The 24,641-nt window shown below is 67.5% G+C and carries 22 protein-coding genes; 18 read left to right on the top strand and 4 right to left on the bottom strand.

Annotated elements, in window-relative coordinates:
- Positions 1 to 4: 4 nt before the first annotated feature.
- From C6570_RS13310 to C6570_RS13265, 10 genes are all read left to right on the top strand, one after another.
- Entirely contained in the window at positions 5 to 373 is a 369-nt protein-coding gene (locus C6570_RS13310; RefSeq protein ID WP_106703647.1) for a DUF4845 domain-containing protein, read from the top strand.
- Between the two features lie 30 nt (positions 374 to 403).
- Positions 404 to 1,096: a ribonuclease III gene (gene rnc, locus C6570_RS13305; RefSeq protein ID WP_106704696.1), complete on the top strand. Its 693-nt coding sequence runs from the start codon at positions 404 to 406 to the stop codon at positions 1,094 to 1,096.
- Positions 1,093 to 2,112 (top strand): GTPase Era, encoded by a 1,020-nt coding sequence (gene era / locus C6570_RS13300; protein ID WP_106703646.1) that lies wholly within the window; start codon positions 1,093 to 1,095, stop codon positions 2,110 to 2,112. Before rnc ends, era begins: the two co-directional genes overlap by 4 nt.
- A 149-nt stretch (positions 2,113 to 2,261) precedes the next feature.
- Positions 2,262 to 3,062, top strand: a complete 801-nt coding sequence (gene recO, locus C6570_RS13295; protein ID WP_106703645.1) for a DNA repair protein RecO — start codon at positions 2,262 to 2,264, stop codon at positions 3,060 to 3,062.
- A gap of 7 nt (positions 3,063 to 3,069) precedes the next feature.
- A complete protein-coding gene (locus C6570_RS13290) occupies positions 3,070 to 3,837 on the top strand; it encodes a pyridoxine 5'-phosphate synthase (RefSeq protein WP_106703644.1) in 768 nt (255 codons plus the stop codon).
- 68 nt (positions 3,838 to 3,905) lie between these two features.
- Positions 3,906 to 6,749, top strand: coding sequence for a class I SAM-dependent DNA methyltransferase (locus tag C6570_RS13285; RefSeq protein WP_106703643.1), 2,844 nt, complete (start codon positions 3,906 to 3,908; stop codon positions 6,747 to 6,749).
- A 57-nt stretch (positions 6,750 to 6,806) separates the two neighbouring features.
- Positions 6,807 to 7,211 (top strand): holo-ACP synthase, encoded by a 405-nt coding sequence (gene acpS, locus C6570_RS13280; RefSeq protein ID WP_106703642.1) that lies wholly within the window; start codon positions 6,807 to 6,809, stop codon positions 7,209 to 7,211.
- A 124-nt stretch (positions 7,212 to 7,335) separates the two neighbouring features.
- On the top strand, positions 7,336 to 8,445 hold the full coding sequence (nagZ, locus tag C6570_RS13275; RefSeq protein ID WP_106703641.1) for a beta-N-acetylhexosaminidase: 1,110 nt from the start codon (positions 7,336 to 7,338) through the stop codon (positions 8,443 to 8,445).
- 166 nt (positions 8,446 to 8,611) lie between these two features.
- Positions 8,612 to 9,037, top strand: coding sequence for a hypothetical protein (locus C6570_RS13270; RefSeq protein WP_106703640.1), 426 nt, complete (start codon positions 8,612 to 8,614; stop codon positions 9,035 to 9,037).
- Positions 9,038 to 9,297: 260 nt separating this feature from the next.
- Positions 9,298 to 11,007: an AMP-binding protein gene (locus C6570_RS13265; RefSeq protein ID WP_106703639.1), complete on the top strand. Its 1,710-nt coding sequence runs from the start codon at positions 9,298 to 9,300 to the stop codon at positions 11,005 to 11,007.
- A gap of 402 nt (positions 11,008 to 11,409) precedes the next feature.
- Here the strand turns inward: C6570_RS13265 and C6570_RS13260 are convergent, their stop codons facing one another.
- Positions 11,410 to 11,994, bottom strand: coding sequence for a mechanosensitive ion channel family protein (locus C6570_RS13260; RefSeq protein ID WP_106703638.1), 585 nt, complete (start codon positions 11,992 to 11,994; stop codon positions 11,410 to 11,412).
- A gap of 451 nt (positions 11,995 to 12,445) precedes the next feature.
- On the bottom strand, positions 12,446 to 14,005 hold the full coding sequence (lysS, locus tag C6570_RS13255) for a lysine--tRNA ligase (RefSeq protein WP_106703637.1): 1,560 nt from the start codon (positions 14,003 to 14,005) through the stop codon (positions 12,446 to 12,448).
- A 218-nt stretch (positions 14,006 to 14,223) separates the two neighbouring features.
- On the opposite strand from lysS, the gene C6570_RS13250 reads away from it, so the two are divergent.
- From C6570_RS13250 to C6570_RS13220, 7 genes are all read left to right on the top strand, one after another.
- A complete protein-coding gene (locus C6570_RS13250) occupies positions 14,224 to 15,522 on the top strand; it encodes a lipopolysaccharide biosynthesis protein (RefSeq protein WP_245896194.1) in 1,299 nt (432 codons plus the stop codon).
- Positions 15,519 to 16,124: an acyltransferase gene (locus C6570_RS13245; RefSeq protein ID WP_342747933.1), complete on the top strand. Its 606-nt coding sequence runs from the start codon at positions 15,519 to 15,521 to the stop codon at positions 16,122 to 16,124. Before C6570_RS13250 ends, C6570_RS13245 begins: the two co-directional genes overlap by 4 nt.
- The gene (locus tag C6570_RS13240) at positions 16,121 to 17,182 is read left to right on the top strand and encodes a glycosyltransferase (RefSeq protein WP_106703636.1); all 1,062 of its coding nucleotides are present in this window, start codon (positions 16,121 to 16,123) and stop codon (positions 17,180 to 17,182) included. The genes C6570_RS13245 and C6570_RS13240 overlap by 4 nt, the downstream gene beginning before the upstream one ends.
- Positions 17,179 to 18,309 carry a glycosyltransferase family 2 protein gene (locus C6570_RS13235; RefSeq protein ID WP_106703635.1) on the top strand — a complete coding sequence of 377 codons (1,131 nt, stop codon included), beginning with the start codon at positions 17,179 to 17,181 and terminating at the stop codon, positions 18,307 to 18,309. The genes C6570_RS13240 and C6570_RS13235 overlap by 4 nt, the downstream gene beginning before the upstream one ends.
- A gap of 36 nt (positions 18,310 to 18,345) precedes the next feature.
- Positions 18,346 to 19,506 carry a DegT/DnrJ/EryC1/StrS family aminotransferase gene (locus C6570_RS13230; RefSeq protein WP_106703634.1) on the top strand — a complete coding sequence of 387 codons (1,161 nt, stop codon included), beginning with the start codon at positions 18,346 to 18,348 and terminating at the stop codon, positions 19,504 to 19,506.
- 143 nt (positions 19,507 to 19,649) lie between these two features.
- Positions 19,650 to 20,261, top strand: coding sequence for a sugar transferase (locus C6570_RS13225; protein WP_342747932.1), 612 nt, complete (start codon positions 19,650 to 19,652; stop codon positions 20,259 to 20,261).
- A 111-nt stretch (positions 20,262 to 20,372) separates the two neighbouring features.
- Entirely contained in the window at positions 20,373 to 22,214 is a 1,842-nt protein-coding gene (locus tag C6570_RS13220; RefSeq protein ID WP_245896193.1) for a polysaccharide biosynthesis protein, read from the top strand.
- 92 nt (positions 22,215 to 22,306) lie between these two features.
- On the opposite strand, the gene C6570_RS13215 is transcribed toward C6570_RS13220, so the two are convergent.
- On the bottom strand, positions 22,307 to 22,951 hold the full coding sequence (locus C6570_RS13215) for an LON peptidase substrate-binding domain-containing protein (RefSeq protein ID WP_106703633.1): 645 nt from the start codon (positions 22,949 to 22,951) through the stop codon (positions 22,307 to 22,309).
- A 128-nt stretch (positions 22,952 to 23,079) separates the two neighbouring features.
- Here C6570_RS13215 and C6570_RS13210 point away from each other — a divergent pair, with 128 nt between their 5' ends.
- Complete coding sequence (locus C6570_RS13210; RefSeq protein WP_106703632.1) at positions 23,080 to 23,646, top strand: YggT family protein; 567 nt, start codon at positions 23,080 to 23,082, stop codon at positions 23,644 to 23,646.
- Positions 23,647 to 23,715: 69 nt separating this feature from the next.
- Here the strand turns inward: C6570_RS13210 and accD are convergent, their stop codons facing one another.
- Positions 23,716 to 24,588, bottom strand: a complete 873-nt coding sequence (gene accD, locus C6570_RS13205; protein ID WP_106703631.1) for an acetyl-CoA carboxylase, carboxyltransferase subunit beta — start codon at positions 24,586 to 24,588, stop codon at positions 23,716 to 23,718.
- Positions 24,589 to 24,641: the final 53 nt, after the last annotated feature.

Raw genomic sequence — 24,641 nt, 5'->3', positions numbered from 1 at the left:
TAGGATGAAAACAGCACAACGGTCTTCGCAACGCGGCATTTCGTTCTTTGGTTTGCTGATTCTCGGCATCGTGCTGGCGCTGCTGGCCATCGTCGGCGCGCGCGTGGTGCCCACGGCCACCGAGTACATGGCGATCAACAAGGCCGCGAAGAAGGCCGCCGCCGAAGGCGGGACAGTCCCAGAGGTCAGGGCTGCGTTCGACCGCTCAGCTGCGGTCGACTACATCTCCACCTTGACGGGCAAGGATCTGGATATCACCAAAGACGGCGACAAAGTGGTCGTGTCCTTCGCCTACGACAAGGAAATCCCCTTGGCAGGCCCTGCCTACCTCTTGATCAAGTACCGTGGTTCTTCGGCCAGTGGTTATCGATAAGGGCGCGCGCCAGCGCGCGCTGCGCGTGTGGTGACCCAAAACCCAGGCCTTCGCGATCTGCAGGTACGCCTGCACCATCGCTTTGCCGACGCTGCCCTGTTGCAGCGCGCTCTCACGCACCGCAGCTTCTCGGCCGATCACAACGAGCGGCTGGAGTTTCTGGGCGACTCCGTCCTCAATCTCGCCGTGGCCCACTTGCTTTACGAGGCATTGGGCACGCTGCCTGAGGGCGACTTGTCGCGCGTGCGGGCGCAGCTGGTGCGGCAAGACAGCCTTCATCAGCTGGCGTTGGGGCTTGGCCTGCCCGATTTGATCCGCCTGGGCGAGGGTGAATTGCGCTCGGGCGGGCAACGCCGTCCCTCCATCCTGGCCGATGCGCTGGAAGCGGTGATTGGCGCCGTGTACCTCGATGGCGGGCATGCGGCGGCCGATGCGCTGGTGCGCCGCCTGTTCGAGGGCGTGCAGATCACGCCGGCGCTTTCCGCCGCCTCGAAAGACGCCAAGACCGCCTTGCAGGAGTGGTTGCAAGGGCGCAAGATGCGATTGCCACAGTACGAGGTGACGCGCATCCTGGGTGAGGCGCACCGGCAGACCTTTGAAGTGGCTTGCCACGTGGCAGAACGCAATTTGACGCAAGTCGGCCAGGGCGCGTCGCGCCGCGCGGCCGAACAGGCGGCCGCCGCAGCCATGTTGCAGGCGCTGGAACAATCCGTGCAGAAATGAATGCTACAAATGATATAGCTGGCGGCGCTGGTGCAGAGGGCGCTGGCGGCCAATTGGACTCGAATTCGTCGCCTTCGCCGCTGGCGCCAGGCGCGGCTGCTGGTGAGGCCCAGCGCTGTGGGCTGATCGCCATCGTCGGCAAGCCCAACGTGGGCAAGTCCACCTTGCTGAATGCGCTGGTGGGGCAAAAGATCAGCATCACCAGCCGCAAGGCGCAGACCACGCGGCACCGTATCACCGGCATCCGCACGCTGGCCAACGGCGAGGGCGGCGGCACCCAGTTCGTCTTCGTCGATACACCGGGCTTTCAGACGCGGCACACGGCGGCGCTGAACAAGTCGCTGAACAAGACGGTGCTGGGCGCGATCGACGGGGTGGATCTGGTGCTGTTCGTGGTGGAGGCCGGCAGCTTCACATTGGGCGATGCCAAGGTGCTGTCGCTGCTGCGCAGCGAGACGCCCACGATTCTGGTGGCCAACAAGCTCGACACCGTGCATCGCCGCGCTGAAATCGCGCCCTGGCTCAAGAGCATGCAAGAGCGCCACCCCTTCGCTGAATTCGTGCCGATGTCCGCCAAGAACCCGCGCGACGTGGCGCACCTGCTGCATGTTTGCGAGCGCTATCTGCCCGTGCAGCCTTGGTGGTACAGCGAAGACGAGCTGACCGACCGCAGCGAGAAGTTTCTGGCGATGGAGGTCGTGCGTGAAAAGCTGTTCCGCCTGACCGGCGACGAGCTGCCCTACACCTCCACGGTGATCATCGAAAAGTTCGAGGAAGAAAAGAGCAAGCAGCACAACCGCATGGTGCGCATTGCCGCCACCATCGTGGTGGAGCGCGACGGCCACAAGGCCATGGTCATTGGTGACAAAGGCGAGCGCCTGAAGCGCATTGGCACAGAAGCGCGCCAGGAGCTTGAAAAGCTGATGGATGCCAAGGTATTTCTGGAGTTGTGGGTCAAGGTCAAATCCGGCTGGGCCGATGATGAGGCCCGGGTGCGCAGCTTCGGCTATGAATGAGGGCCGCCCTGCAGCGTTCGCATGGCGCATTCGCGCCGGCGGCACCACGCCGTGCGTCGGCCAGGGCCGATCAACCAAGTCCCGCGCACTCGGCGTCCGCCAGGTCTTGGTGATGCCATCGGTCGCTGGCCCCACCGTCGGAGCCTGAGCTGAAGCGCGTTTCGCACGAACCGGCTTACGTGCTGCACCACTACGACTGGAGCGAATCCAGCGTGATCGTGGAAGCCTTCACCCGCTCGCACGGGCGCATCGCGCTGGTGGCCAAGGGGGCCAAGCGGCCTTCGTCCAACTTTCGCCCGGTGCTATTGCCTTTGCAGCAGCTCTCGCTGAGCTGGAGCGGCGATGCCGAGATTCGCACGCTGAAAAGCGCGGAATGGGGCGGCGGCCAGGTCATGCCCACGGGCGAGGCGCTGCTGTCGGGCTACTACGCCAACGAGCTGCTCATCCGCCTGTTGGCGCGCGAAGACGCGCACCCGCGCCTGTTCGACGCCTACGCCACGCTGGTGCACGTGCTGGCCGCGCAAGAGGGCGAATCGCTGGTCGCGGCCGCGCTGCGCGCTTTCGAGCTGCTGGTGCTGCGTGAGGCGGGCCATCTGCCCGCGCTCGACGTGCAAACCCTGACGCTGGGCGCGTTGAAGGGCGACCAGCCCTACCGCCTGGTCGCCGAAGGCGGCCTGCGCGCCGCGCACGACGACGACGGCGCCTGGCTGCTGGGCGCGCAGTGGCTGTCGCTCAGCCGCGCGCTGGCCGATGAGGCGCCGCTCACCGCCACGCTGCAGGCGGCCGCGGCGCTGCCCGGCGAGCAGCGTGCCCACCTGCGCCAGCAACTGCGCGAGCTGCTCCACTACCATTGCGGCGTCGGCACGCTGCGCACGCGGCAGCTGATGATGGATTTGCAATCGCTGCAGGCGCCGTCCAGCCGGTCCAAGGGCGCCGCACCCCTGCCGTAATACCGCCGTGACCCACACCACCCAGCTTTCCGTCAACGTCAACAAGGTCGCCCTGGTGCGCAACACGCGCCACCTGGGTATTCCCAGCGTGCTGCGCGCGGCCGAGCAGTGCCTGCGCGCGGGCGCGAACGGCATCACCGTGCACCCGCGCCCCGATGAGCGCCACATCCGCCCGCGCGACGTTTTCGAGCTGGCTGAGTTGCTGCAAGGCTGGCCGGGGCGCGAATACAACATCGAAGGCAACCCCACGCAGAACCTGATGGGTTTCCTGCGCGATCTGGCGGCGCGCGGCCAGGCACCCACGCAATGCACCTTTGTGCCCGATGGCGAAGACCAGTTCACCAGCGACCACGGCTGGCCCTTGGCCGACGCCGCCGCCCGCGCCCGCATCGCGCCGCTGATCGCCGAGGCGCGCGCGCTGGGCGTGCGCGTCAGCCTGTTCATGGATGCCGACGCCGCGCTGATGCCCTGGGCGCGCGAGCTGGGCGCCGACCGCGTCGAGCTGTACACCGAGCCCTACGCCGCCGCCTACGCCGACCCCGCGCAGCGCGCCGAGCAGATCGCGCGCTACGCCCATGCCGCGCGCGCCGCACTGGACGCGGGCCTGGGCGTCAACGCCGGGCACGACCTGAACCGCGACAACCTGGGCCACTTCCTGGAGCAAGTGCCGGGCGTGGCCGAAGTGTCCATCGGCCACGCCTTCATCGCCGATGCGCTGGAGCTGGGCTACGCCGACACCGTGCTGGCGTACCTGCGCTGCATGGGCCGCGCCTGATTGATCCTGAATAAATAGCTTCCAACGCTTGCCAGCAAAGCGCTGGCGGCCATTTTCGTTCCAAGTCCATGCCCGCCAGAGCCGCCACCCGCCTCACCACCAACGAACTGCGAAAACGGCTCGCTGCCTTTGCCCACCAATGGCAGGGCACCAGCAGCGAACGCGCCGACGAAAAGCTCTTCACCGCCGACTTTCTGGCCTGCTTCGGCATTGCCGCGCACCAGTACCAGCGCGAATACCGTGTCACCCTGGCCGACGGCGGCACCGGCTACATGGATGGCTTCATCCCCGGCAAAGTCATCGTCGAAGGCAAAAGCCTGGGCAAAGACCTCAAAAAAGCCCGCCAGCAGGCCGAAGCCTACCGCTGGGCCTGCCCGCCGCACCAGCAGCCGCGCTACGTGCTGCTGCACGACTTTGGCCGCTTCGCCCTGTTCGACCTGGCGCAGGACGCGCAGCACACCTGCACCCTGGCCGAGCTGCCCCGGCACGCCGAGTGGTTCCGCTTTCTCACCGACGACACCCCGCCCGTCATCACCGAAGAAACCGAGGCCGACCGCCGCGCCGCCGAGCAAATGGCCGCGCTGCACGACGCCCTGCTGCGCAGCAACTTCACCGGGCGCGACCTCGAAACCTTCCTCACCCGCCTGCTGTTCTGCCTGTTCGCCGACGACACCGCCATCTTTGGCGACGACGGCCAGTTCCGCCGCCTCATCGAAGCCACCCGAGACGACGGCAAAGACCTGGGCGCCACCCTGGCCGAATTGTTCGAGGTGCTCGACACCGCCCCCGCCCAGCGCAGCCGCCTGCTCGACGAAGCCCTGGCTGCCTTCGCCTGGGTCAACGGCCAGCTCTTTGCCGGGCGCACCCGCATCCCCGCCTTCGACAGCACCCTGCGCCAGCTGCTGCTGGACTGCGTGCGGCTCGACTGGTCCGGCATCTCGCCCGCCATCTTCGGCGCCATGTTCCAGGGCGTGCTCGAACAGCAGACCCCCGACCAGAGCCGCACCGCCAGCCGCCGCGAGCTGGGCGCGCACTACACGTCCGAGCGCAACATCCTGCGCGCCATCAACCCCCTGTTCATGGACGGCCTGCGCGCCCAACTGCACGCCGCTGGCAGCAGCCGCGCGCGCCTGCAGGCGCTGTACGACAAGCTGCCCCGCATCCGCGTGCTAGACCCCGCCTGCGGCTGCGGCAACTTTCTCGTCATCGCCTACCGCGAGCTGCGGCGGCTGGAGATGGCCCTCATCGAGCGCCTGTTCAGCAAAGGCGGGCAAAGCCGCGGCCTGCTCGACATCGGCACCCTCAGCCGCGTCAACGTCGACCAGTTCTACGGCATCGAAATCGACCAGAGCGCCGCCCACATCGCCCAGGTGGCCCTGTGGATCACCGACCACCAGATGAACCTGGAGGCCGCCAGCCTGTTCGGCAGCACCCGCCCCAGCGTGCCCCTGGTGCACAGCCCGCATATCCGCCACGCCAACGCCCTGCGCGTGGACTGGGCCGACGTGCTGGCGCCGGGCGACTGCAGCTACATCGTGGGCAATCCGCCGTTTGTGGGCTACAGCAACCAGACCAGGGCGCAGAAGGAAGACCTGGAAGCGGTATACGGCAACACCAAGGGCGTGGGCGTGCTGGACTACGTGGCGGCCTGGTACCTCAAGGCCGCGCACTACATGCAGGCCAACCCGCTTGTGCACACGGCCTTTGTGTCCACCAACAGCATCAGCCAGGGCGAGCAGGTGGCCGCCCTGTGGTCGCTGCTGCTGCCGATGGGCGCGCACATCCACTTTGCGCACCGCACCTTCAAGTGGAGCAACGAAGGGCGCGGCGTGGCCGCCGTGCATTGCGTCATCATCGGTTTTGCCCTGTGCCCGCCCGCGCAGCCCGTGCGCGTGTTCGATTACGGCGACGACATTGCCGGCGAGGGCGTTGAAAGCGTGGTCAGCCGGCTCAACCCCTACCTGGTCGATGCCCCCACCGTGCTGCTGGACAAGCGGCGAAAGCCGCTGCAGGACGGCGTGCCTGAAATGTCATACGGCAGCAAGCCTACGGATGGCGGGCACCTGCTGCTGTCCGCCGAAGAAGCCGAACACATTCGCGCCACCGATCCGGTGGCGGCGCGCTACATCGCCCCGTTTCTGGGGGCGGATGAATTCATCAACAACGTGTCGCGCTTTTGCCTGTGGCTGGTTGAGGCGACTTCTGCGGACAAGGCCGCATCACCCGAGCTGAAGCGGCGGCTGGCTGCGGTGCGTGCCATGCGTATGCAAAGCAGCAAGGTGCCCACTCAACTTTTAGCCCAGACCCCGCATCTGTTCGGGGAAATACGTCAGACGGACAAGCCGTATTTGCTGGTTCCAAGCGTTTCGTCAGAGAGGCGCCGCATCGTACCGATCGGCTACATGCCGGCCGAGGTCATTGCCAGCAATCTGGTGTTCATGCTCCCCAACGCCACCCCGTACCACTTCGGCATGCTGTGCAGCACCATGCACAACGCCTGGATGCGCACCGTGGCCGGGCGGCTGAAAAGCGACTACCGCTACTCCAACACCATCGTCTACAACAACTACCCCTGGCCGCAGCCGCTGGCAGACAAGCACCGCCAGGCCGTCGAAACCGCAGCCCAGGCCGTGCTGGACGCCCGCCAGCGCGAATTCGACCTGTGCGCCAAGGCCGGCCAGCATGCCAGCATGGCGCTGCTCTACAACCCCGACACCATGCCCGCCGAACTCGCCCGCGCCCATGCCGCGCTCGACCGCGCCGTCGATGCCGCCTACGGCTACAAGGGTGGCAAGGAGGACGCCAGCCGCGTGGCCTTTCTGTTTGGCCTGTACCAGCAACTGGCCGCGCCGCTGGACGTGCCGGCCAGACCCACGCGCCGCAGGCGCGCAAAGCCGCTTGACAACTCCTGATTCAATAGCTGCTCGCGCCCGTCCATCAAGCGCTGGCGGCTGATTTGGCTTGTAAAAATGATCTACGGCATCGGCACCGACATTTGCGACATTCGCCGCATCCGCGCCAGCTTTGAGCGGCATGGCGAGCGCTTTGCCGAAAAAATCCTGTCCGACGCCGAGCTGGCCGTCTGGCGCCGCCGCGGTGCGCGCTGGCCCGAGCGCGGCGTGCGCTACCTGGCCACCCGCTTTTCGGCCAAAGAGGCGTTCAGCAAGGCCATCGGCCTGGGCATGCGCCTGCCCATGCACTGGCGGCTGTGCGAGATCGCCAACCGCCCCAGCGGCGAGCCGGTGATCGTGCTGCACGGCGAGCTGAAGCCCTGGTTTGAAGCCAGGGGCCTGACGGCGCACATCACCGTGACGGACGAAAGCGAATACGCGGCCAGCTTCTGCGTGGTTGAGCGCGCAGGCACAGCGGCCTGAGCAAGTCTTATCAAGCCAATCGAGCTGTAGCGCCCGTGCGGCGTGCGCCAGCAGCTATCAAAACATGAGAGCGGCTACACTGCCGCACCGCTTCACTCTAGGGGCCAACGCGGCCCGCGCCACCATGGAAATCCAGTCGCCCCTGCTCATCGACATTGCCGGCACCGAACTCACCACAGACGACCGCCGGCGCCTGTCGCACCCGCTGGTCGGCGGCTTGATCTTGTTCACGCGCAACTGGCAAAGCCGCGCACAGCTGACGGCGCTCACGGCCAGCATCCACCGCCTGCGCCGCGACCTGCTGATCTGCGTGGACCATGAAGGCGGGCGCGTGCAGCGCTTTCGCACCGATGGCTTCACCCACCTGCCGCCCATGCGCGCGCTGGGCGATTTGTGGATGCAAGACCCCATGCGCGCGCAAGACGCGGCCAGCGCCTGCGGCCACGTGCTGGCGGCTGAGCTGCGCGCCTGCGGGGTCGATTTTTCCTTCACCCCCGTGCTGGATCTGGACTGGAGCGAGCAGGGCGCTGCACCAGGCCCATCGCGCAGCACAGTGATTGGCGACCGCGCCTTTCACGCCGACCCGCGCGTCGTGACCATGCTGGCCAAAAGCGTGGCGCACGGCATGCTGCGCGCGGGCATGGCGCATTGCGGCAAGCACTTTCCGGGGCACGGCCACGTGGCGGCCGATTCGCACACGCACGTGCCCATCGACCGGCGCACGCTGCGCGCCATCCTGCAGGACGACGCCGCGCCCTACGGCTGGCAGCGCAGCACGCTCACCGCCGTGATGGCCGCGCACGTGGTGTACCCGCGTGTGGACGCGCGCCCGGCGGGCTATTCGGCGCGCTGGCTGCAGGCCGTGCTGCGCGGGCGCCTGGGCTTTGGCGGCGCCGTGTTCACCGACGATCTGTCCATGGAAGGCGCGCGCCACATCGGCGGCCAGCAGCTGACCCCCACCGAAGCCGTGCTGGCCGCGCTGGACGCGGGGTGCGACTTGGCGCTGATGTGCAACCAGTCGCTGCAAGGCGGCGACGTGCTGGACGACGTGATCGACGGGCTGGCCAAAGCCCAGCTGACCGGCCGCTGGCGCCCCAGCGCCGCCGCCGACGCGCGCCGCACGGCCTTGATACCCGCCACGTCGTCGCCAGATTGGGACGAACTGATGCGATCGCCCGAGTACCTGCAGTCGCTGGGGCTGCTCCCTGATACGAATCCGCCCTCAAGAATATAAGAACCGTTCGGGCTGAGCCTGTCGAAGCCCTGCGCGGTGCATGCACTTCGACAAGCTCAGTGCGAACGGTTTCTGACGGATTGAACGCAATTTGGTAATAGCCTGGATCAGCCCAGCTTTCGTGACAGAAAGCCGAACTTTGCAGGTCAATTCACGTCAAAATGCCATGAACGACATGCCTTACCGCTACCTCACCCCTCCTGCCGCCGCGCCCGGCAATGCTGCCGAGCGTTTTTTTGGCCGCCTGATGAGCCTGATGGTCTGGACGCTGCTGGCCACCATGGGCGTGGTGTTCGCGCTCAGCCTGCTGGTGTGGCTGGCGGTGATGGTCGTCACCAGCCTGATCGCTAGCGTGTTCACCGGCCGGCCCGCCGCCGTCACCGTGCTGTGGCGCCGCTACCGCGACATGACGCGCGGCCTGGCCCGCCAGGGCTGGCGCAAGGCTGAGCCCGCCAGCGCCACGCCGCGCGCCGACGCCAACGGCTTCACCGGCGCTGCCCCCACGGCGCCCACCGCCGTGCAGGACGTGGGCTGGCGCGAAGTGAAAGCGCCCGCGCCCGACGCGGCCGGGCACACCCCCTCGCACCCCTGATCGGCTGGCGCCTCTGGCGCGCCCCTTCATCCGCGCGCGCTGGCATGCCACCGCGCGCGGTGTCGTTTTGGGTGCTTCTGATTTCATAGCTGCTAGCGCTGGTGGCACCTGCGCCAGAGGCCGTTTGGTTCATTGAAATTCAACATGTGATCGGCCGCGCTGCCTGCGCGGCGCCCGCACCGCCGGGTGCGCTACGATGCCGCCAAGGCCCGCCATACGCCGTTGGCGGCGGGCCATCCAAGGCAAGACCGGAGACAAGCATGGCCGCCACTGCGCTCGACGCCTTCACCCAGGCGCGGGATTTCCTGCTCAAGCATCGAACCGACTACACCACCGCGTACCGCGATTTCCAGTGGCCCGCGCTGACCGAGTTCAACTGGGCGCTGGACTATTTCGACGCCATGGCCCGCGGCAACGACGCCACGGCCCTGCACATCGTGGCCGAAGACGGCAGCGAAGTGCGCCGCAGCTTTGCGCAACTCAGCGCCCGCTCGGGCCAGGTGGCCAACTGGCTGCGCGCGCAAGGTGTGCAGCGCGGCGACCGCATTCTGCTGATGATGGGCAATGAGCTGCCCCTGTGGGAGCTGATGCTGGCCTGCATCAAGCTGGGTGCGGTGATGATCCCCGCCACGCCGATGCTGACGCCCGACGACCTGGCCGACCGCCTGGCGCGCGGCAAGGTGAGCCACGTGGCCGCCGCCAGCGAACACGCGCCCAAGTTCGCCGACCTGCGCGGCCGCTTCACCCGCATCGCCGTGGGCCAGCCCGTGGCGGGTTGGCTCGACTACGCCGACAGCGCCACTGCGCCGGCCGATTTCACGCCCGACGGCCCCACGCAGGCCACCGACCCGCTGCTGCTGTATTTCACCAGCGGCACCACGTCCAAGCCCAAGCTGGTGCTGCACACGCACCAAAGCTACCCGGTGGGGCACCTCAGCACCATGTACTGGATCGGCCTGCAGCCCGGCGACGTGCACCTGAACATCAGCTCGCCCGGCTGGGCCAAGCACGCCTGGAGCTGCTTTTTCGCGCCGTGGAACGCGGGCGCCACCGTCTTCATCTTCAACTACAGCCGTTTTGCGGCGCCCGCGCTGCTCAAAGCCATCGAGCAGCACCGCGTGACCACGCTGTGCGCGCCACCCACCGTGTGGCGCATGTTGATCCAGGAAGACCTGCGCCCCTGGGCCGCCCGCCTGGCGCTGCGCGAAGTGCTGGGCGCGGGCGAGCCGCTGAACCCCGAAATCATCGACCAGGTGCAACAGGCCTGGGGCCTGACGTTGCGCGACGGCTTCGGCCAGACCGAAACCACGGCGCAGATCGGCAACACGCCGGGCCAGCCCGTCAAGCCCGGCAGCATGGGCCGGCCCTTGCCCGGCTACGAAGTGGTGTTGCTGGACGTGGACGACAACCCGGCCGACGAAGGCGAAGTGGGCCTGAACCTGGCCGTGCGCCCGTTGGGCCTGATGGTGGGCTACGAAGACAGCGCCCAGGCCACCACCAACGTCATGCGCGAGGGCTGCTACCACACCGGCGACACCGCCACGCGCGACGCCGACGGCTACATCACCTTCGTGGGCCGCGCGGACGATGTGTTCAAGGCCAGCGACTACCGCATCAGCCCGTTTGAGCTGGAAAGCGTGCTGATCGAGCACCCCGCCGTGACCGAGGTGGCCATCGTCCCCAGCCCCGACGCGCTGCGCCTGGCCGTGCCCAAGGCCTACGTCACCGTGGGCCTGGGGCACGCGCCGGGGCCAGAGCTGGCCGAAGACATCCTGAGCTTTGCGCGCGCGCGCCTGGCGCCGTACCAGCGCGTGCGCCGCCTGCAGTTTGTCGATGAGCTGCCCAAGACCATCAGCGGCAAGATCCGGCGCGTGCAGATGCGCCGGTCAGAGGCCGAACGCAGCGCCGCGCCCGAAGCGCGCGGCCCGCTGGAGTTTTTCGAGGAAGACTTTGCGGCGCTGAAGCCTTGATCGATGCGGCCTCCAATGCGCCCTGATGGGCCTTGATGCGGCGAGGGCGTTGCCGGTTCATCAGTCCAATCCGACGCCAGCGCCCGTCTGACGTGCGCCGGGTGCTCTCATCGGGATAGCGGTGGGTGCGCGGGGCCGGATGGGACGGTCCGCCTTCGCGCAGCCAGCGGATCGGTCGATTGGCTTCAAAAAAGATAGCTGCCAGTGCAGGCGCAGACTGCGCTGCAGGTCGATTTAGCTGGTATTCGGCGCCTCATGCCAAATTGCGTTCAATCCGTCAGAAACCGTTCGCACTGAGCTTGTCGAAGTGCATGCACCGCGCAGGGCTTCGACCCTTCGACAAGCTCAGGACAGGCCAGGCTCAGCCCGAACGGTTCTTATATTTTTGAGGGCGGATTCGTATCAGCCGTCGCCAGGCGCCCGGAAGTCGGTGCCCGCCCGCCAGCGGCGCAGCGATTTCTGAAAGAACAGCGTGTTCGGCACCTGGAGCAGGGCGCCCGGGTGCGCGGCGTCTTGGTCTTGCATGACGGTGTAGATCAACCGGATGTCGACCACGCGGCCCTTGATTCCGGGCTTGTCGCCCGAGTCGATCACCTCCACCACGTCGCCTTCGCGAAACGGCCGGGTGGTGAAGATCAGCAGCGCGCAGAACAGGTTGGACAGCACGCTCCATGCGGCAAAAAACGCCACCGCCGCCACGGTCACGAAGCTGGTGATGCCCGTCCACAGCACGGTGGATGACACGCCAATGCGCTCGAGCACCGCCACCACCGCCACGCCGTAGATCACCCAGCGCGCCAGGTTGCGCGTGGGCGCCACCACGTTGGCGGGCAGCTGGTAGCGCTGGCCCAGCCGGGTCAGCAAACGCCGGATCAGCGCCTGCAGCACCCAGGCCACCGCCACGATGGCGGCCACCTGCAGCGTGGGCCAGATCACGTCCGACCAGCCAACAGCCCAGGCGGGCAAGTAGGGTTTGATGGGTTCCATGGGGTGAGGATAGAGGCAAGGCCCGGCGGCGGTGTGGCGCGACGCGCGGCTGGGGTGGGTAAGCAGTGGCCGTCTAGGCGCGATCGGCAGCGTGATGCGCGGTAGGCCGGTCAGAGCGCGTCGGCTGACGCGCGCCTTCGATGTTTCACGCTGTGCTGGGCTTCGTCGGCGCCTCATGACCAGCGGCGAACAAACCCAGCCGCTGCATCACACGCCTTTATGGCAAATCGCCTTCCAGCGCAGGCTGCACCAGCGCCAGCAGCTTCCAAAAAAATAGTGAAAGCATCGCGGACGCACGCCTGGAAGTAGCCAGCGCAGGCCCATGCTTGTCACGCAGCGTGCCGGGCGGGATGCTTCTTGCCCACTGAAACGCTGCCGCCGACTCACGCAACTTCGCACCGTGGCTGTCCGAGGCGCGGCCAGCGGTGCGGCCGGGCCGCACCGCGCGCGTTCACTTGCTTTCGTGCCGCAGCGCCGGGAAGAGGATCACGTCGCGGATGCTGGCGCTGTCGGTCAGCAGCATCATGAAGCGGTCGATGCCCACGCCGCAGCCGCCGGTGGGCGGCATGCCGTATTCCAGCGCGCGCACGAAGTCGGCGTCGTAGAACATGGCTTCGTCGTCGCCCGAATCCTTGGCGCTGGCCTGCGCCTGAAAGCGCGCGGCCTGGTCTTCGGCGTCGTTCAGCTCGCTGAAACCGTTGGCCATTTCGCGGCCGGTGATGTACAGCTCAAAGCGCTCGGTCACCTCGGGGCGCTGGTCGTTGGCGCGCGCCAGCGGGCTGATCTCGGTGGGGTGTTCCATGATGAAGGTGGGCTCCCACAGCTCGGATTCCACCGCTTCTTCAAAGTACATCACCTGCAGCGCGGGCAGGCTGCGCTGCGACAGCTTGTTCTTGTCTTCCGACAGGCCCAGCTTTTTCAGGCGGGCGATCAGCTCGGCGGCGTCGTCCACGCCCGCGCCGATGTCGGTGTGCGCGTGAATCGCTTCGCGGATGGTCAGGCGCTTGAAGGGCTGGCTCAAATCGACCGCGCGGCCCTGGTACTGCAACTGCAGGCCGCCCGTGGCCTGGCGCGCGGTGGCGCGCAGCAGGTCTTCGGTGTAGGTCATCAAGTCCTGGTAGTTCCAGTACGCGGCGTAGAACTCCATCATCGTGAATTCGGGGTTGTGCCGCACGCTGATGCCTTCGTTGCGGAAGCTGCGGTTGATCTCGAACACGCGCTCGAAGCCACCGACGATCAGGCGCTTGAGGTACAGCTCAGGCGCGATGCGCAGGTACATCTGCTGGTCGAGTGCGTTGTGGTGCGTGACGAAGGGCTTGGCGTTGGCGCCGCCCGGAATGGGGTGCAGCATGGGGGTTTCCACCTCCATGAAACCGTGCTCGGTCATGAAGCCGCGCATGGCCGCCAGCGTGCGGCTGCGCGCGGCAAAGCGCTCGCGCGCGGCCTCGTCCATGATCAGGTCGACGTAGCGCTGGCGGTACTTCAGCTCCTGGTCTTGCATGCCGTGGAACTTGTCGGGCAGCGGGCGCAGGCTTTTGGTCAGCAGGCGGATGCGAGTGGCGTGGATGGACAGCTCGCCCGTCTTGGTTTTGAACAGGTGGCCTTCCACCGCCACGATGTCGCCCAGGTCCCAATGCTTGAAGGCGGCGTAGTCGGCCTCGCCCACGTCGTCGCGGGCGATGTAGGCCTGGATGCGGCCGGTGGCGTCTTGAATCGTGGCAAAGCTGGCCTTGCCCATCACGCGTTTGAGCATCATGCGGCCGGCCACGCTGGCCAGCACTTGCTTGCCTGCGGCGATGTCGGCGTCGAACGCTTCTTTTTCGATAGCGCCATGCGCTTGGTGCAGCTGCGCTGCGCGGTCTTTGGGCTTGAAATCGTTGGGGAAGGCCACCGCGCCGGTTTCCGCCTGGCTTTGGCGCAAACCCTTGAGCTTCTCGCGCCGTTCGGCGATCAGCTTGTTCTCATCTTGTTCGGGCGCGGCATCCGGTGCGGGCGTGGCGGTGGTGTTCATGGGGTTCTGGTAAGGATTCGGGGCCCGGTTGCGCAAAGTGGCGCGGCAAGCGGCGGGATAATCGCGGTTGACCGCACATCCTGTGCCTGATTTTGGGCAGAACCCGCAATTTTAGGCGCGCACGGCGCCCCTTCAATGTCTAAGCCCCCGTCTTTCCGCTGCTACCGCAAAACCGCCCACGCCCGTGCGTGCGCGGCGGCGGGCGCGAGGTGCGCGGCTTGACAAAGCGCCCAGGCCCCACGCTGGCCACCGACGCGCTGACGCTGCTGGCCGGCGGCGCGCTGGCGCAGCTGCTGCCCTTGCTGCTGGGGCCCGTGCTGACGCGCCTTTTCACGCCCCAGGCGTTTGGCGTGTTCACCCAGTTCACCACCATCGCCGCCACGCTGGCCGTGGTGGCCAGCCTGCGTTACGAGCAGGCTTTGCCGATGGCGCTGGACGAGGATGACGGCGCGGCGCTGCTGGCGCTGGCCTTGCGCGTCCTGCTCGTGGCCATCGGCATCAGCGTACCGCTGGCCTGGGCGCTGCACGCCGGGGGCTGGCTGCCCTTGCCGGCGCTGCTGCCCTTGGCATTGGCGGGGGCGGGCCTGTTGCAGGTGTTGATGCTGTGGGCCAACCGGGCGCGGCGGTTCAGGGCTTTGGCGATCAGCCGCGTGTTGCAGTACGGCGGCGGCGCGCTTTTGCAGTTGCTGGCTGGGCTGCTGCTGTGGCAGGGCGCACCCAGCGGGGTGGAGGGCGCCTGGGCGCTGGTGGCGGCGCCCTTGGTGGCGCAATGGCTGGCCCTGGCGTGCCTGTTGCGGCCTGCGCCCCGGCAGGGGTGGGGCCACGTGCTGGCACCAGCCGGTGCGGCGCTGCGCTTACGCATGAAAGCCATGGCACGCCGCTTCAAGGATTTCGCCTGGGTGAACAGCCCGCACGCCTTTTTGGGCACCGCGCAAGACGCCGTGGCCGTGGCCTTGATCATTGCCTGGGCGGGCGACCCGGCCGCTGGCTTTTGGGGCCTGGCCCTGCGGTACCTGAAGGCGCCGGCCACGTTGATCGGCAGCGCCGTGTCGCAAGCGCTGTACCCGCGCCTGGCCGCAGCGGCCTTGCCTGAAGGGCGCCGAATGGTTCGGCAGGTGATGGCGTTGCTGGGCGCCTGCGCATTGGCCCTGGCGCTGGTGCTGGTGCTGGCGGGGCCGTGGCTTTTCGCCATGGTGTTCGGCCCTTCCTGGCGCGAGGCGGGCGAATTGGCGCGCGCCTTGTCGCCCTACATCGGCGCGCACTTTGTGGCCGCGCCGCTGGCCGTGGTGACCATGGCCTGGGGGGCGCAGCGATGGGCGTTTCGCGTGGCACTGGTGGGGCAGTTGGTGTTTGCGGTGGCGCTGGCCGCGGGCCTGCACTGGGGCGGGCTGGTCGGGGGCGGCTGGGCCGTGTCGGCCGCCATGCTGCCGTACTTCGGCTACTACTTCTGGCGGCTGGCGCATTGGACGGGGCCTGTGGCCACGGCGTCGGCCACCGGGCAGGGGAGTGCGGCATGACGGGCGTGCGCGCATGGGTGAACCGGCTGCGTCGGCGCGCGTGGCGCTGGGTGTTCTTTCGCATGGTGTTTGGCGAACGCAGCGGCGGCGCTTTGCTGGCGGGCACGCGCATATCGCCATCGACCTGCATCGAGCACGAAGAGCGCCTGGTGCTGGAAGACGACGTGTTCATTGGTCACTTCAATTTCATCGAGGCCAGCGCCGGTGTGCGCATTGGCAGGGGATCGCAAATCACCAACTACGTCAGCATCGTCAGCCACAGCACGCACCGGGCGGTGCGCGCGGCCGCTGCCTTGTCGGGCAACGACTCGCCCGCGTCGGATGGCGCCGTCGTGCGCCAGCCGATCGAGATCGGCCAGCGCTGCTTCATTGGCCCACACAGCACCATCGAGGCGGGCACCGTGCTGGGCCACGGCACGCTGGTCGCCAGCCACAGCCGGGTTCGCGGGCGCTTCCCAGACTTCGCGGTGCTGGCGGGCAGCCCGGCCACCGTGGTGGGCGACACGCGCGAGCCAGATCGGGCGTGGCTGGCCGCCCATCCGCAATTGAGAGATGGTTACGAAGCGTGGCTGCGCTCGGTAGCGGCAGAGGCCAAGCCATGACTGCGCCGCACCTGGTTCTGCTGGGCGACGCCACCAGCCCGCACGTTCAGCGCTGGTCGCGCGAGATGCTGGCGCGCGACTGGCGGGTCTCGCTGGTCACCGCGCGCCCGCAGCCTATCGACGGGGTGGCGCAAAAGGTGCTGCGGCCGGTGCGCCGCTCCAGCGACTGGCTGTGGCGCGTGGGTGAAGCCCGCGTCACCATCCGAGGCTTGCAGCCCGACATCGTGCACGCGCACTACGTCACCTCCTACGGCTACCTGGGCGCGCGCGCTGCGCGCCATCCGCTGGTGATGACGGCCTGGGGTACCGACCTGCTGGTCACGCCGAGGCGCCACGCGGCCCTGCGCTGGCTCACGGCCTGGGCCTTGCGCCAGGCTGACCTGGTCACCGGCGATTCGCAGGATTTGCTGGCGGTGTCGCGCCAGCTGGCGCCCCGGACCCCGGCCAAGCTCATTCATTGGGGCGTGGACCGCGGCCGCTTCGCGCCCGCCGATTGGGCGCAGAAGGAGCCGCTGGCGGCGGTCAGCCTGCGCAGCTGGGAGCCCAATTACCGCATCGACACCATCATCGAAGCACTGGCGCGTGTGCGCCAGCGCTTCGCCGGGGTGCACCTGCACTTGCTGGGCGGCGGCAGCCAGGAGGCGCAGCTGCGCGAGCAGGTGCAGCGGCTGGGTCTACAAGACGCCGTTCGCTTTCATGGTCGGCTGGACGACGCCGGCATGGCCGCCGTGCTGGCGCGCAGCCAGCTGTCCATCAGCGTGCCTCAAAGCGACGCCACCTCGGTTTCCGTGCTGGAAAGCATGGCCTGCGGCCTGCCGGTGATCGCCAGCGATCTGCCCGCCAACCGGGAATGGCTGGCGCCTGCCATGCTGGTGCCTTCTGGCGACGTGGGCGCGCTGGCCGAACGCTGGCAAGCGCTTTTGGCCGACGACGCAAAGGCGAGGGCGGTGGGACAGGCCAACGCCGAGCGGATCGCGCAAGAGGGCGACCGGCGGGCACAGATGGATGCGATGGATGCGCTGTACCGGCGCCTGCTTCGACGCGAGGGCGTGGTATGAGCCAAGCCGGCAGAACGAACCATGTCGACCCTGGCGTGCCGGACTGCACGCGCCTGCAGGGCGCTGGCGACGAACGCCTGGTGAGCATCGTCGTGCCGTGCCGCAACGAGCGCGAGCACATCGATGCGTTTCTGGACAGCGCCACCGCGCAGCAGTTGCCTGCCGGGTGGCGCATGGAAATCCTGGTGGCCGATGGCGAAAGCGACGATGGCACGGGCGAGCGCATTCAGGCGCGCGCCGCTTTGGACGCGCGGCTGGTGCCTGTCGCCAACCCGGGCCGCATCGTCTCGACCGGCTTGAATGCCTGCCTGGCCCGTGCACGCGGCGCGGTGATTGTGCGCATGGACGTCCACACGCAATTCGCGCCGGATTACGTCGCGCAGTGCATCGCCGCCCTGCAGCGCACGAGCGCCGACAACGTGGGCGGTGCGTGGGTCGCGCGGGGCGAAGGCGCGATGGGGCAGGCCATTGCCGCCGCGTTTCAAAGCCGCTGGGTGGTGGGTGGGGCGCTGTCGCGCGATGTCGCCTACGAAGGCGAGGCCGACACCGTCTACCTGGGCTGTTGGCCGCGCCAGACCTTTGCGCGCGTGGGTGGGTTTGATGAAACCCTGGTGCGCAATCAGGACGACGAGCACAACCTGCGCCTGCGACTGACGGGCGGTCGCGTGTGGCAAAGCGCGCTGATTCGGTCGTGGTACCGCCCGCGCGACGCGCTGGGCCATCTGTTTCGCCAGCAGGTTCAGTACGGTTACTGGCGCCCGTTTGTGATGAAAAAGCATGGTCAGCCCGGATCGGTTCGCCAATTGGTGCCCGCGGTCTTCGTGGCTGCGTTGGTGGTGACAGCCATGCTTGCGTGGGCATGGCCGTGGCCATTCGTTGGCCTGATCGCGGTCTATGCGACGTACGTGCTAGGGGTATCGGGGGGCGCGGCGTGGCCATCCACAGCCGCTCGCGCGGGCGGGCCTGCGTCATGGGGCAAAATCCAACGGTTTGTTTCGCTGGCGCCGCGTGTTTTTCTGGCGGTGGCGGCCTACCACCTGGGTTACGGCCTCGGGACGTGGCGGGGTTTGTTCGACCTGGCCCGCGGGCGACGCCTCTCGGGCGCGCTTGCAAAACTCACGCGTTGATGCCCTGTTTTCCTTCTTTGGATTGATATTGCTCTGATGTCTGCTGCTAAGTCATTGATTCCGTTTGCGCGGCCAGATGTTGGCGACGCGGAAATCGACGCCGTCGCGCGCGTGATGCGCACGGGTTGGTTATCGACCGGTGCCGAGACGCGGGCGTTCGAGCAGGAGTTTTCCGCATTTCTGGGCGATGGCCTGCAAGCGGTGGCGGTCAACTCGGCCACCGCCGGGCTGCATCTGGCGCTGGAAGCAATCGGCATTGGCCCCGGCGATGAGGTGATTGCGCCCACGCTGACCTTCACCGCCACGGTCGAAGTCGCCCGCTACCTGGGTGCGGACGCGGTGTTGGTGGATGTGGACCCGGTCACGCTGAACATGGACCCGGCCGCGTTGGAAGCGGCCATCACCCCGCGGACCAAGGCCATCCTGCCCGTGCATTACAGCGGTCTGGCCTGCGACATGGAGGCGATCTACGCCGTGGCCCAGCGCCACGGCCTGAAGGTGGTTGAAGACGCGGCCCACTCGCTGCCCACCACGTACAAGGGCGCGACCATCGGCACGCTGCCCAGCGCGGCGACGGTGTTCAGCTTTTACGCCAACAAAACCATGACGACCGGCGAGGGCGGCATGGTGATCACGCGCGACGAGGCGCTGGCAGCGCGCATGCGCGTCATGCGTTTGCACGGCATCAGCCGCGACGCGTTTGACCGCTTCACCAGCACCAAGCCTGCGTGGCACTACGAGATCGTGGCGCCCGGCTTCAAGTACAACATGACCGACATGGCTTCTGCCGTGGGCCGGGTTCAGTTGCAGCGCCTGCCCGCGTTCCTGGCGCGGCGCCAGCAGTTGGCGGCGCGCTACATGCGTGAATTGCGCGACCTGCCGCTGGTCCTGCCGGCCGACGCGCCACCGGGCGAGAAGCACGCCTGGCACATGTACGTGGTGCGCCTGTCGGACGACGCCCGTGTCACGCGCGATGAGGTCATCCAGCGGCTCAGCGACGCGGGCATTGGCACCAGCGTGCACTACCTGCCGCTGCACCGTCAGCCTTACTGGCGTGATCGCTACAGCCTGCGGGCTGAAGACTATCCCGTGGCCGACAAGGCTTTCGAGCGGATGATCAGCATCCCGCTGTACACGACGATGACGGACGACGACCAGACCCGCGTCATCGCCGAGCTGAGCGCAATTCTGCGCTGACCCAAAGTGCGCGGCCAAAGGCGCAGCGGGCTTGGCGCCGTGCGGTTGGTGCGTCGGCAGCCGCCAAGTTGCGCCCGCCGCGTGTCCTGCGTGGTGCTGTCGCGCTTCATGGGGCGGCTTCAGCGCTGCTGCGAAAGGCCAACGTGACCACGGCGAGCCCCGGTTTCGCCAAGCGCGCGATGGACGTTGCGCTGGCCGCGCCTGCGCTGGCCATCCTGGCGCCGGCCATGCTGTGCATTGCGCTCTGGGTGCGCCTGGATTCGCCTGGGCCCGCCCTGTACCGCCAGCAACGCGTGGGGCGCGGCGGCAAGGTGTTTCGCATCCACAAGTTCCGCACGATGCGCGTGCATGACGGCAGTGGGCCGCAGGTCACCGTGGCGGGCGATACGCGGGTGACGCGCGCTGGGCGCTGGCTGCGGCGCACCAAGCTGGACGAGCTGCCGCAACTGATCGACGTGCTCAAGGGCGACATGAGCCTGGTGGGCCCGCGCCCTGAGGTGTCGCACTACATGGCGCTGTACCCTGCCGAGGCAAGGGCGCAGATCCTCTCAGTGCGCCCCGGCATTACCGACCGCGCGGCGATTGAATTCCGGGACGAAGAGCGCATCCTCGCTGGCGCGGCCGATCCGGCGGCCGCCTACGTGGCGCATATCATGCCGGTCAAGCAGCGCTATTACCTGGCGTACGTAGCGCGGCACAGTGTGGCGGGGGATCTGCGCATCCTCTGGGACACCTTGAAGGCGCTGGTGCGCTGAACTTAATTTCATGAAAAACTGCCTTCCAGCGCCCGCCCCATCAGCGCTGACAGCTATCTTTGTCATAGCGATCCGTTCCGTTGCCAACGCCCAGCCGGCTGGGGTGTCGCAGTGCTGAAAGGCTGGCGCAGCCTGATCGTCAGCCAGAACTGGCTGGTCGATTTACCGCTGATTGTGTTCGGCTGGTGGGCGGCGTTCTGGCTGCGCTTCAACCTGGGCATTCCTTCGCCATACCGGCAAGAAGCCTTGGCTACCACGCTGCCGGCGGCCGTCTGCATGGCCGCCGGGCTGGTGCTGCTGCGCGTGCCGCGCCAGTCCTGGCGCTACGTCAGCCTGGCCGACTTGCGGCAACTGGCCTTGGGCGTGGCGGTGGGCGGCTTGCTGACGATTGCGGTGGTGATGGGCCTGCGCATCGACGGTTTCCCGCGCTCGGTACTGCTGATCTGGCCCCTGCTCACGCTGATGCTGCTGGCGGGCAGCCGCGCGACGTGGCGCACGCTCAAAGAGCGCCCCCAGGCGCAGCTGGCGGGTGCGGCGGCGCAGCAGCCCTTGCTGGTCGTGGGCACTTTGCCCGAGGCGGACCACGCCTTGCGCGCGCTCAAGGGCGTGGCGGGCTGGCAGGTGGTCGGTATCGTCGCGCCCAGCGCGGCCGACGTGGGGCGCACGCTGCAAGGTGTGCCCGTGCTGGGCGGCGCCGAGGTGCTGGACGAGGTGGCGCGCCAGCACGGCGTGACCACGCTGCTGCTGGCGGGCGCGCCGGGGGCCGAGTTGCGGCGCGAAATGCTGCTGCGCTCCAGCGGGCTGGGCCTGAACCTGCTGACGCTGCCCACGGCCGAAGAAATGCTGGGCCCGGACGCCGTTGGCCGCCCGCGCAGCGTGCGGCTGGAAGACCTGCTGGGCCGCGTGCCCGTGCAGCTGGATGCGCAGGGCTTGTCGCAGCTGCTGACGGGCCAGACCGTGCTGGTCACGGGCGCGGGCGGCTCCATCGGCTCTGAGCTTTGCCGCCAGGTGGCGCGCTTTGGCGTGGCGCGGCTGGTTTGCGTGGATGTGTCCGAGTTCGCGGTGTACCAGCTCGAGCAGCAGCTGCGCCAGTCGCACCCCGGCATGGCCGTCAGTTACTACACCGCCAACGTGCGCGAGCTGGATCGCCTGCGCGCCATCGCGCACCGCCACCGGCCCAACGTGGTGCTGCACGCGGCCGCGTACAAGCACGTGCCGCTGATGGAGACCGACAACGAGATCGAGGCGCTGCGCACCAATGTGCTGGGCACCTTGAACGCGGCCACGGTGGCCGGCGAAGTGGGCGCGGCGCGCTTCGTGCTGATTTCAACCGACAAGGCCGTCAACCCCACCAACGTGATGGGCGCCAGCAAGCGCGTGGCCGAGCAGGTGGTGCAGGCGGTGGCGCAGACCTTCCCGGCAACGCGGTTTATTGCCGTGCGCTTTGGCAACGTGCTGGGCTCCAGCGGCTCGGTCGTGCCGCTGTTTGAGGCGCAACTGGCGCGCGGCGGCCCGCTGACCGTGACGCACCCAGACATCGTGCGCTACTTCATGACCATCCCCGAGGCGACGCAGCTGGTGCTGCAGGCAGGGCTGATGGGGCAGACCGGCCAGATCTTCGTGCTGGACATGGGTGAGCCGGTCAAGATAGTCGAGCTGGCCCGCATGATGATCCGACTGTCTGGCAAGACCGAGGCGGACATCCCCATCGCCTTCACCGGCCTGCGCCCGGGTGAAAAGCTGTTTGAAGAACTGCTGGCCGACGACGAAACCACCGCGCCCACGCCGCACCCCAAGCTGCGCGTGGCGCAGGTCGCGCCTTCGCAGGCGGATGCGCTGGGGCAGGTCGAGGCCTGGCTGGCCCAGGCGGGGCCTTCACCCACGCCGCAGGCGCTGCGCCACTGGCTGCAGGAGCGGGTGCCGGAATACCGCCCGCAACCGGCGGTGTTTTGAGGTGGTCCTAAGCAAAAAAGGCCTCCAGCGCCCGTCCATTCAGCGCTGGCAGCTATGAAAATTGAAGCGTTGCCAGCTGCCCGCGGGCCGCTTCATGGCGTCGATGTGCCGATGCCTGCCTTCGCCAGAAAGTCGGCCACCAGCTCCAGGCGCAGCAAAGGATTGTCCAGGCTCATCAGCCGCTGCCGCGTGGCCGCGGGCAGGGGCAGCAGCTCACACCAGCGGTTGGATACCCACGCGCAGTCGTCGTAGTGCGCGTCGGCGTCGCCGTAGTCCTGCGCACCACCGGGGCGCAGTTGCAGCTTGGCGCGCACCTGCTGCAAGGCCTGGGCGACGGCGGTCAGATCGGTGGGCACGGGCACCGTGGCGTCGTCGGCCAGCAGCGTGACGTCGGCCACCCACAGGCCGTGTTTCAGCCGGCTTTGGCGGTCGATGCGAAAGCGCTGCGCCCCGGCGCATTGCAGCGACAGCAGGCCTGGCTGCTCCTTCACCAGGCTGGCAATGTGGGCGAGGGTACCGATGGACTCAAGTTGCTCGTCCGGGGCGCCGGGGCGAATCACTTCGCTGCCCTGGCGCAGCGACACCACGCCGAAAGGCGCACCGGCTTCGTGGCAACGGCGCACCATGTCGAGGTAGCGCACCTCAAAGACCTTGAGCGACAGATGCCCGCCAGGAAAAAGCACCGTATCGAGAGGGAAAAGCGGAAGCTGCGTCAGCGTGAGGAGAATTTCAGTCATGGATGAGTGCGCCCGCCGCCCTGACAGGGCAGTGTGCTGCGGCGCCGCGGCTATCATCGCACGCACATCGAGGGTGCATGTGCCCGTGCACCCGCCGCTCTGCCTAACCCGACCGATTTCCCCTGCCCATGCTGTTCGACGTGATCAATTTTCTGCTGGAAGTGGTCAGCACGCTGATTGGCGGCGCCTGCCTGCTGCGCATGTACATGCACTGGCGGGGAATGGGCATGGGCAACCCGGTGGGTCGGCTGGTGATGGCGCTGAGCGACTGGCTGGTGCGCCCGCTGCAGCGCGCGCTGCCGCCTTCGGCCAAGGTGGACGCCGCCAATCTGTTGGGCGCGTGGCTGCTCAAACTGGTTCAGTACGGCGTTTTCATGGCCATGCTGGGCATGACGCATTGGGCCTTACTACCGGTGCTGGCCTTGCTGGGCGTGGGGAAACTGGCGGCATCCGTGGCGACGGCGCTCATTGTGGTGGCGGCGGTGCTTTCGTGGACGCAGCCGCACTCGCCGGTTGCCGATGTTCTGAACCGGCTGACGGCGCCGCTGCTGGCGCCACTGCGGCGCTTCATCCCATTGGTGGGCGGTGTGGATCTGACCCCGATGGCCGCCGTGGTGGTGCTTCAGGTGCTGGGCATGGTGCTGGGCTCGGCGCAGGCGCGGTTGCTGGGCGCCGGCTTGCTTGCCGCAGTTTGATCCGCCAGCGGCTGCGCCCAGCCTTCGCGCTGCCCCCGCTCAACAGCGGGGTGCATGCCAAGCAGGGTTTTATTGAACCGCGTCGGCCGGCTGGCGCTGAAGCATCGCCAGGATGTTGGCGATTCTCTCGCGCAGTTCACGGCGGTCACAGATGAAGTCCACTGCGCCCTTGGATTCCAGGAACTCCGCGCGCTGGAAGCCCTCTGGCAAGGTCACGCGCACGGTGTTCTCGATCACGCGCGGGCCGGCAAAGCCGATCAGCGCCTTGGGCTCGGCAATCACCACGTCACCCACAAAGGCAAAGCCAGCCGACACGCCACCCATGGTGGGGTCGGTCAGCACGCTGATGTAGGGCAGGCCTTTCTTGGCCAGGCGCGTCAGCGCAGCGTTGGTCTTGGCCATCTGCATCAGCGACAGCAGGCCTTCCTGCATGCGCGCACCGCCGGTCGCGGTAAAGCAGATGAAGGGCACTTTCTGCTCGATCGCGGTTTCAACGCCGCGCACGAAGCGCTCGCCCACCACACTGCCCATCGAGCCGCCCATGAATTCAAACTCAAAGGCGGCAGCGACCAGGTTGATGGAGTGCACGGCACCGCCCATCACCACCAGCGCGTCGGTCTCGCCCGTGGCTTCCATTGCCTCTTTCAGCCGCTCGGGGTACTTGCGACTGTCCTTGAACTTGAGCGGATCTACCGGCACCACTTCTTGGCCCAGCTCGTAGCGGCCCTCGGCGTCGAGAAAGACGTTCAGCCGCTCGCGCGCGCCAATGCGGTGGTGGTGGCCGCAATGCGGGCAGACGTTCTGGTTTTGCTCCAGATCGGTCTTGTAAAGCACCGTCTCGCATTGCGGGCACTTGATCCATAGCCCTTCAGGCATTTGACGCCGCTCAGCGGCGTCGGATTTCTGGATCTTGGGGGGCAGGAGTTTTTCAAGCCAACTCATGGTTCAACAAGCCTTTTAGTTCAGCAACCAGCGGCCACCGAAGGGACGAACCC

Origin of the sequence: Ottowia oryzae (genome assembly GCF_003008535.1) — a bacterium.
GTDB classification, from domain to species: domain Bacteria; phylum Pseudomonadota; class Gammaproteobacteria; order Burkholderiales; family Burkholderiaceae_C; genus Ottowia; species Ottowia oryzae.
The sequence above is the reverse complement of the archived record's forward strand: the minus strand, read 5'-3'. Positions and strand labels throughout refer to the sequence as shown.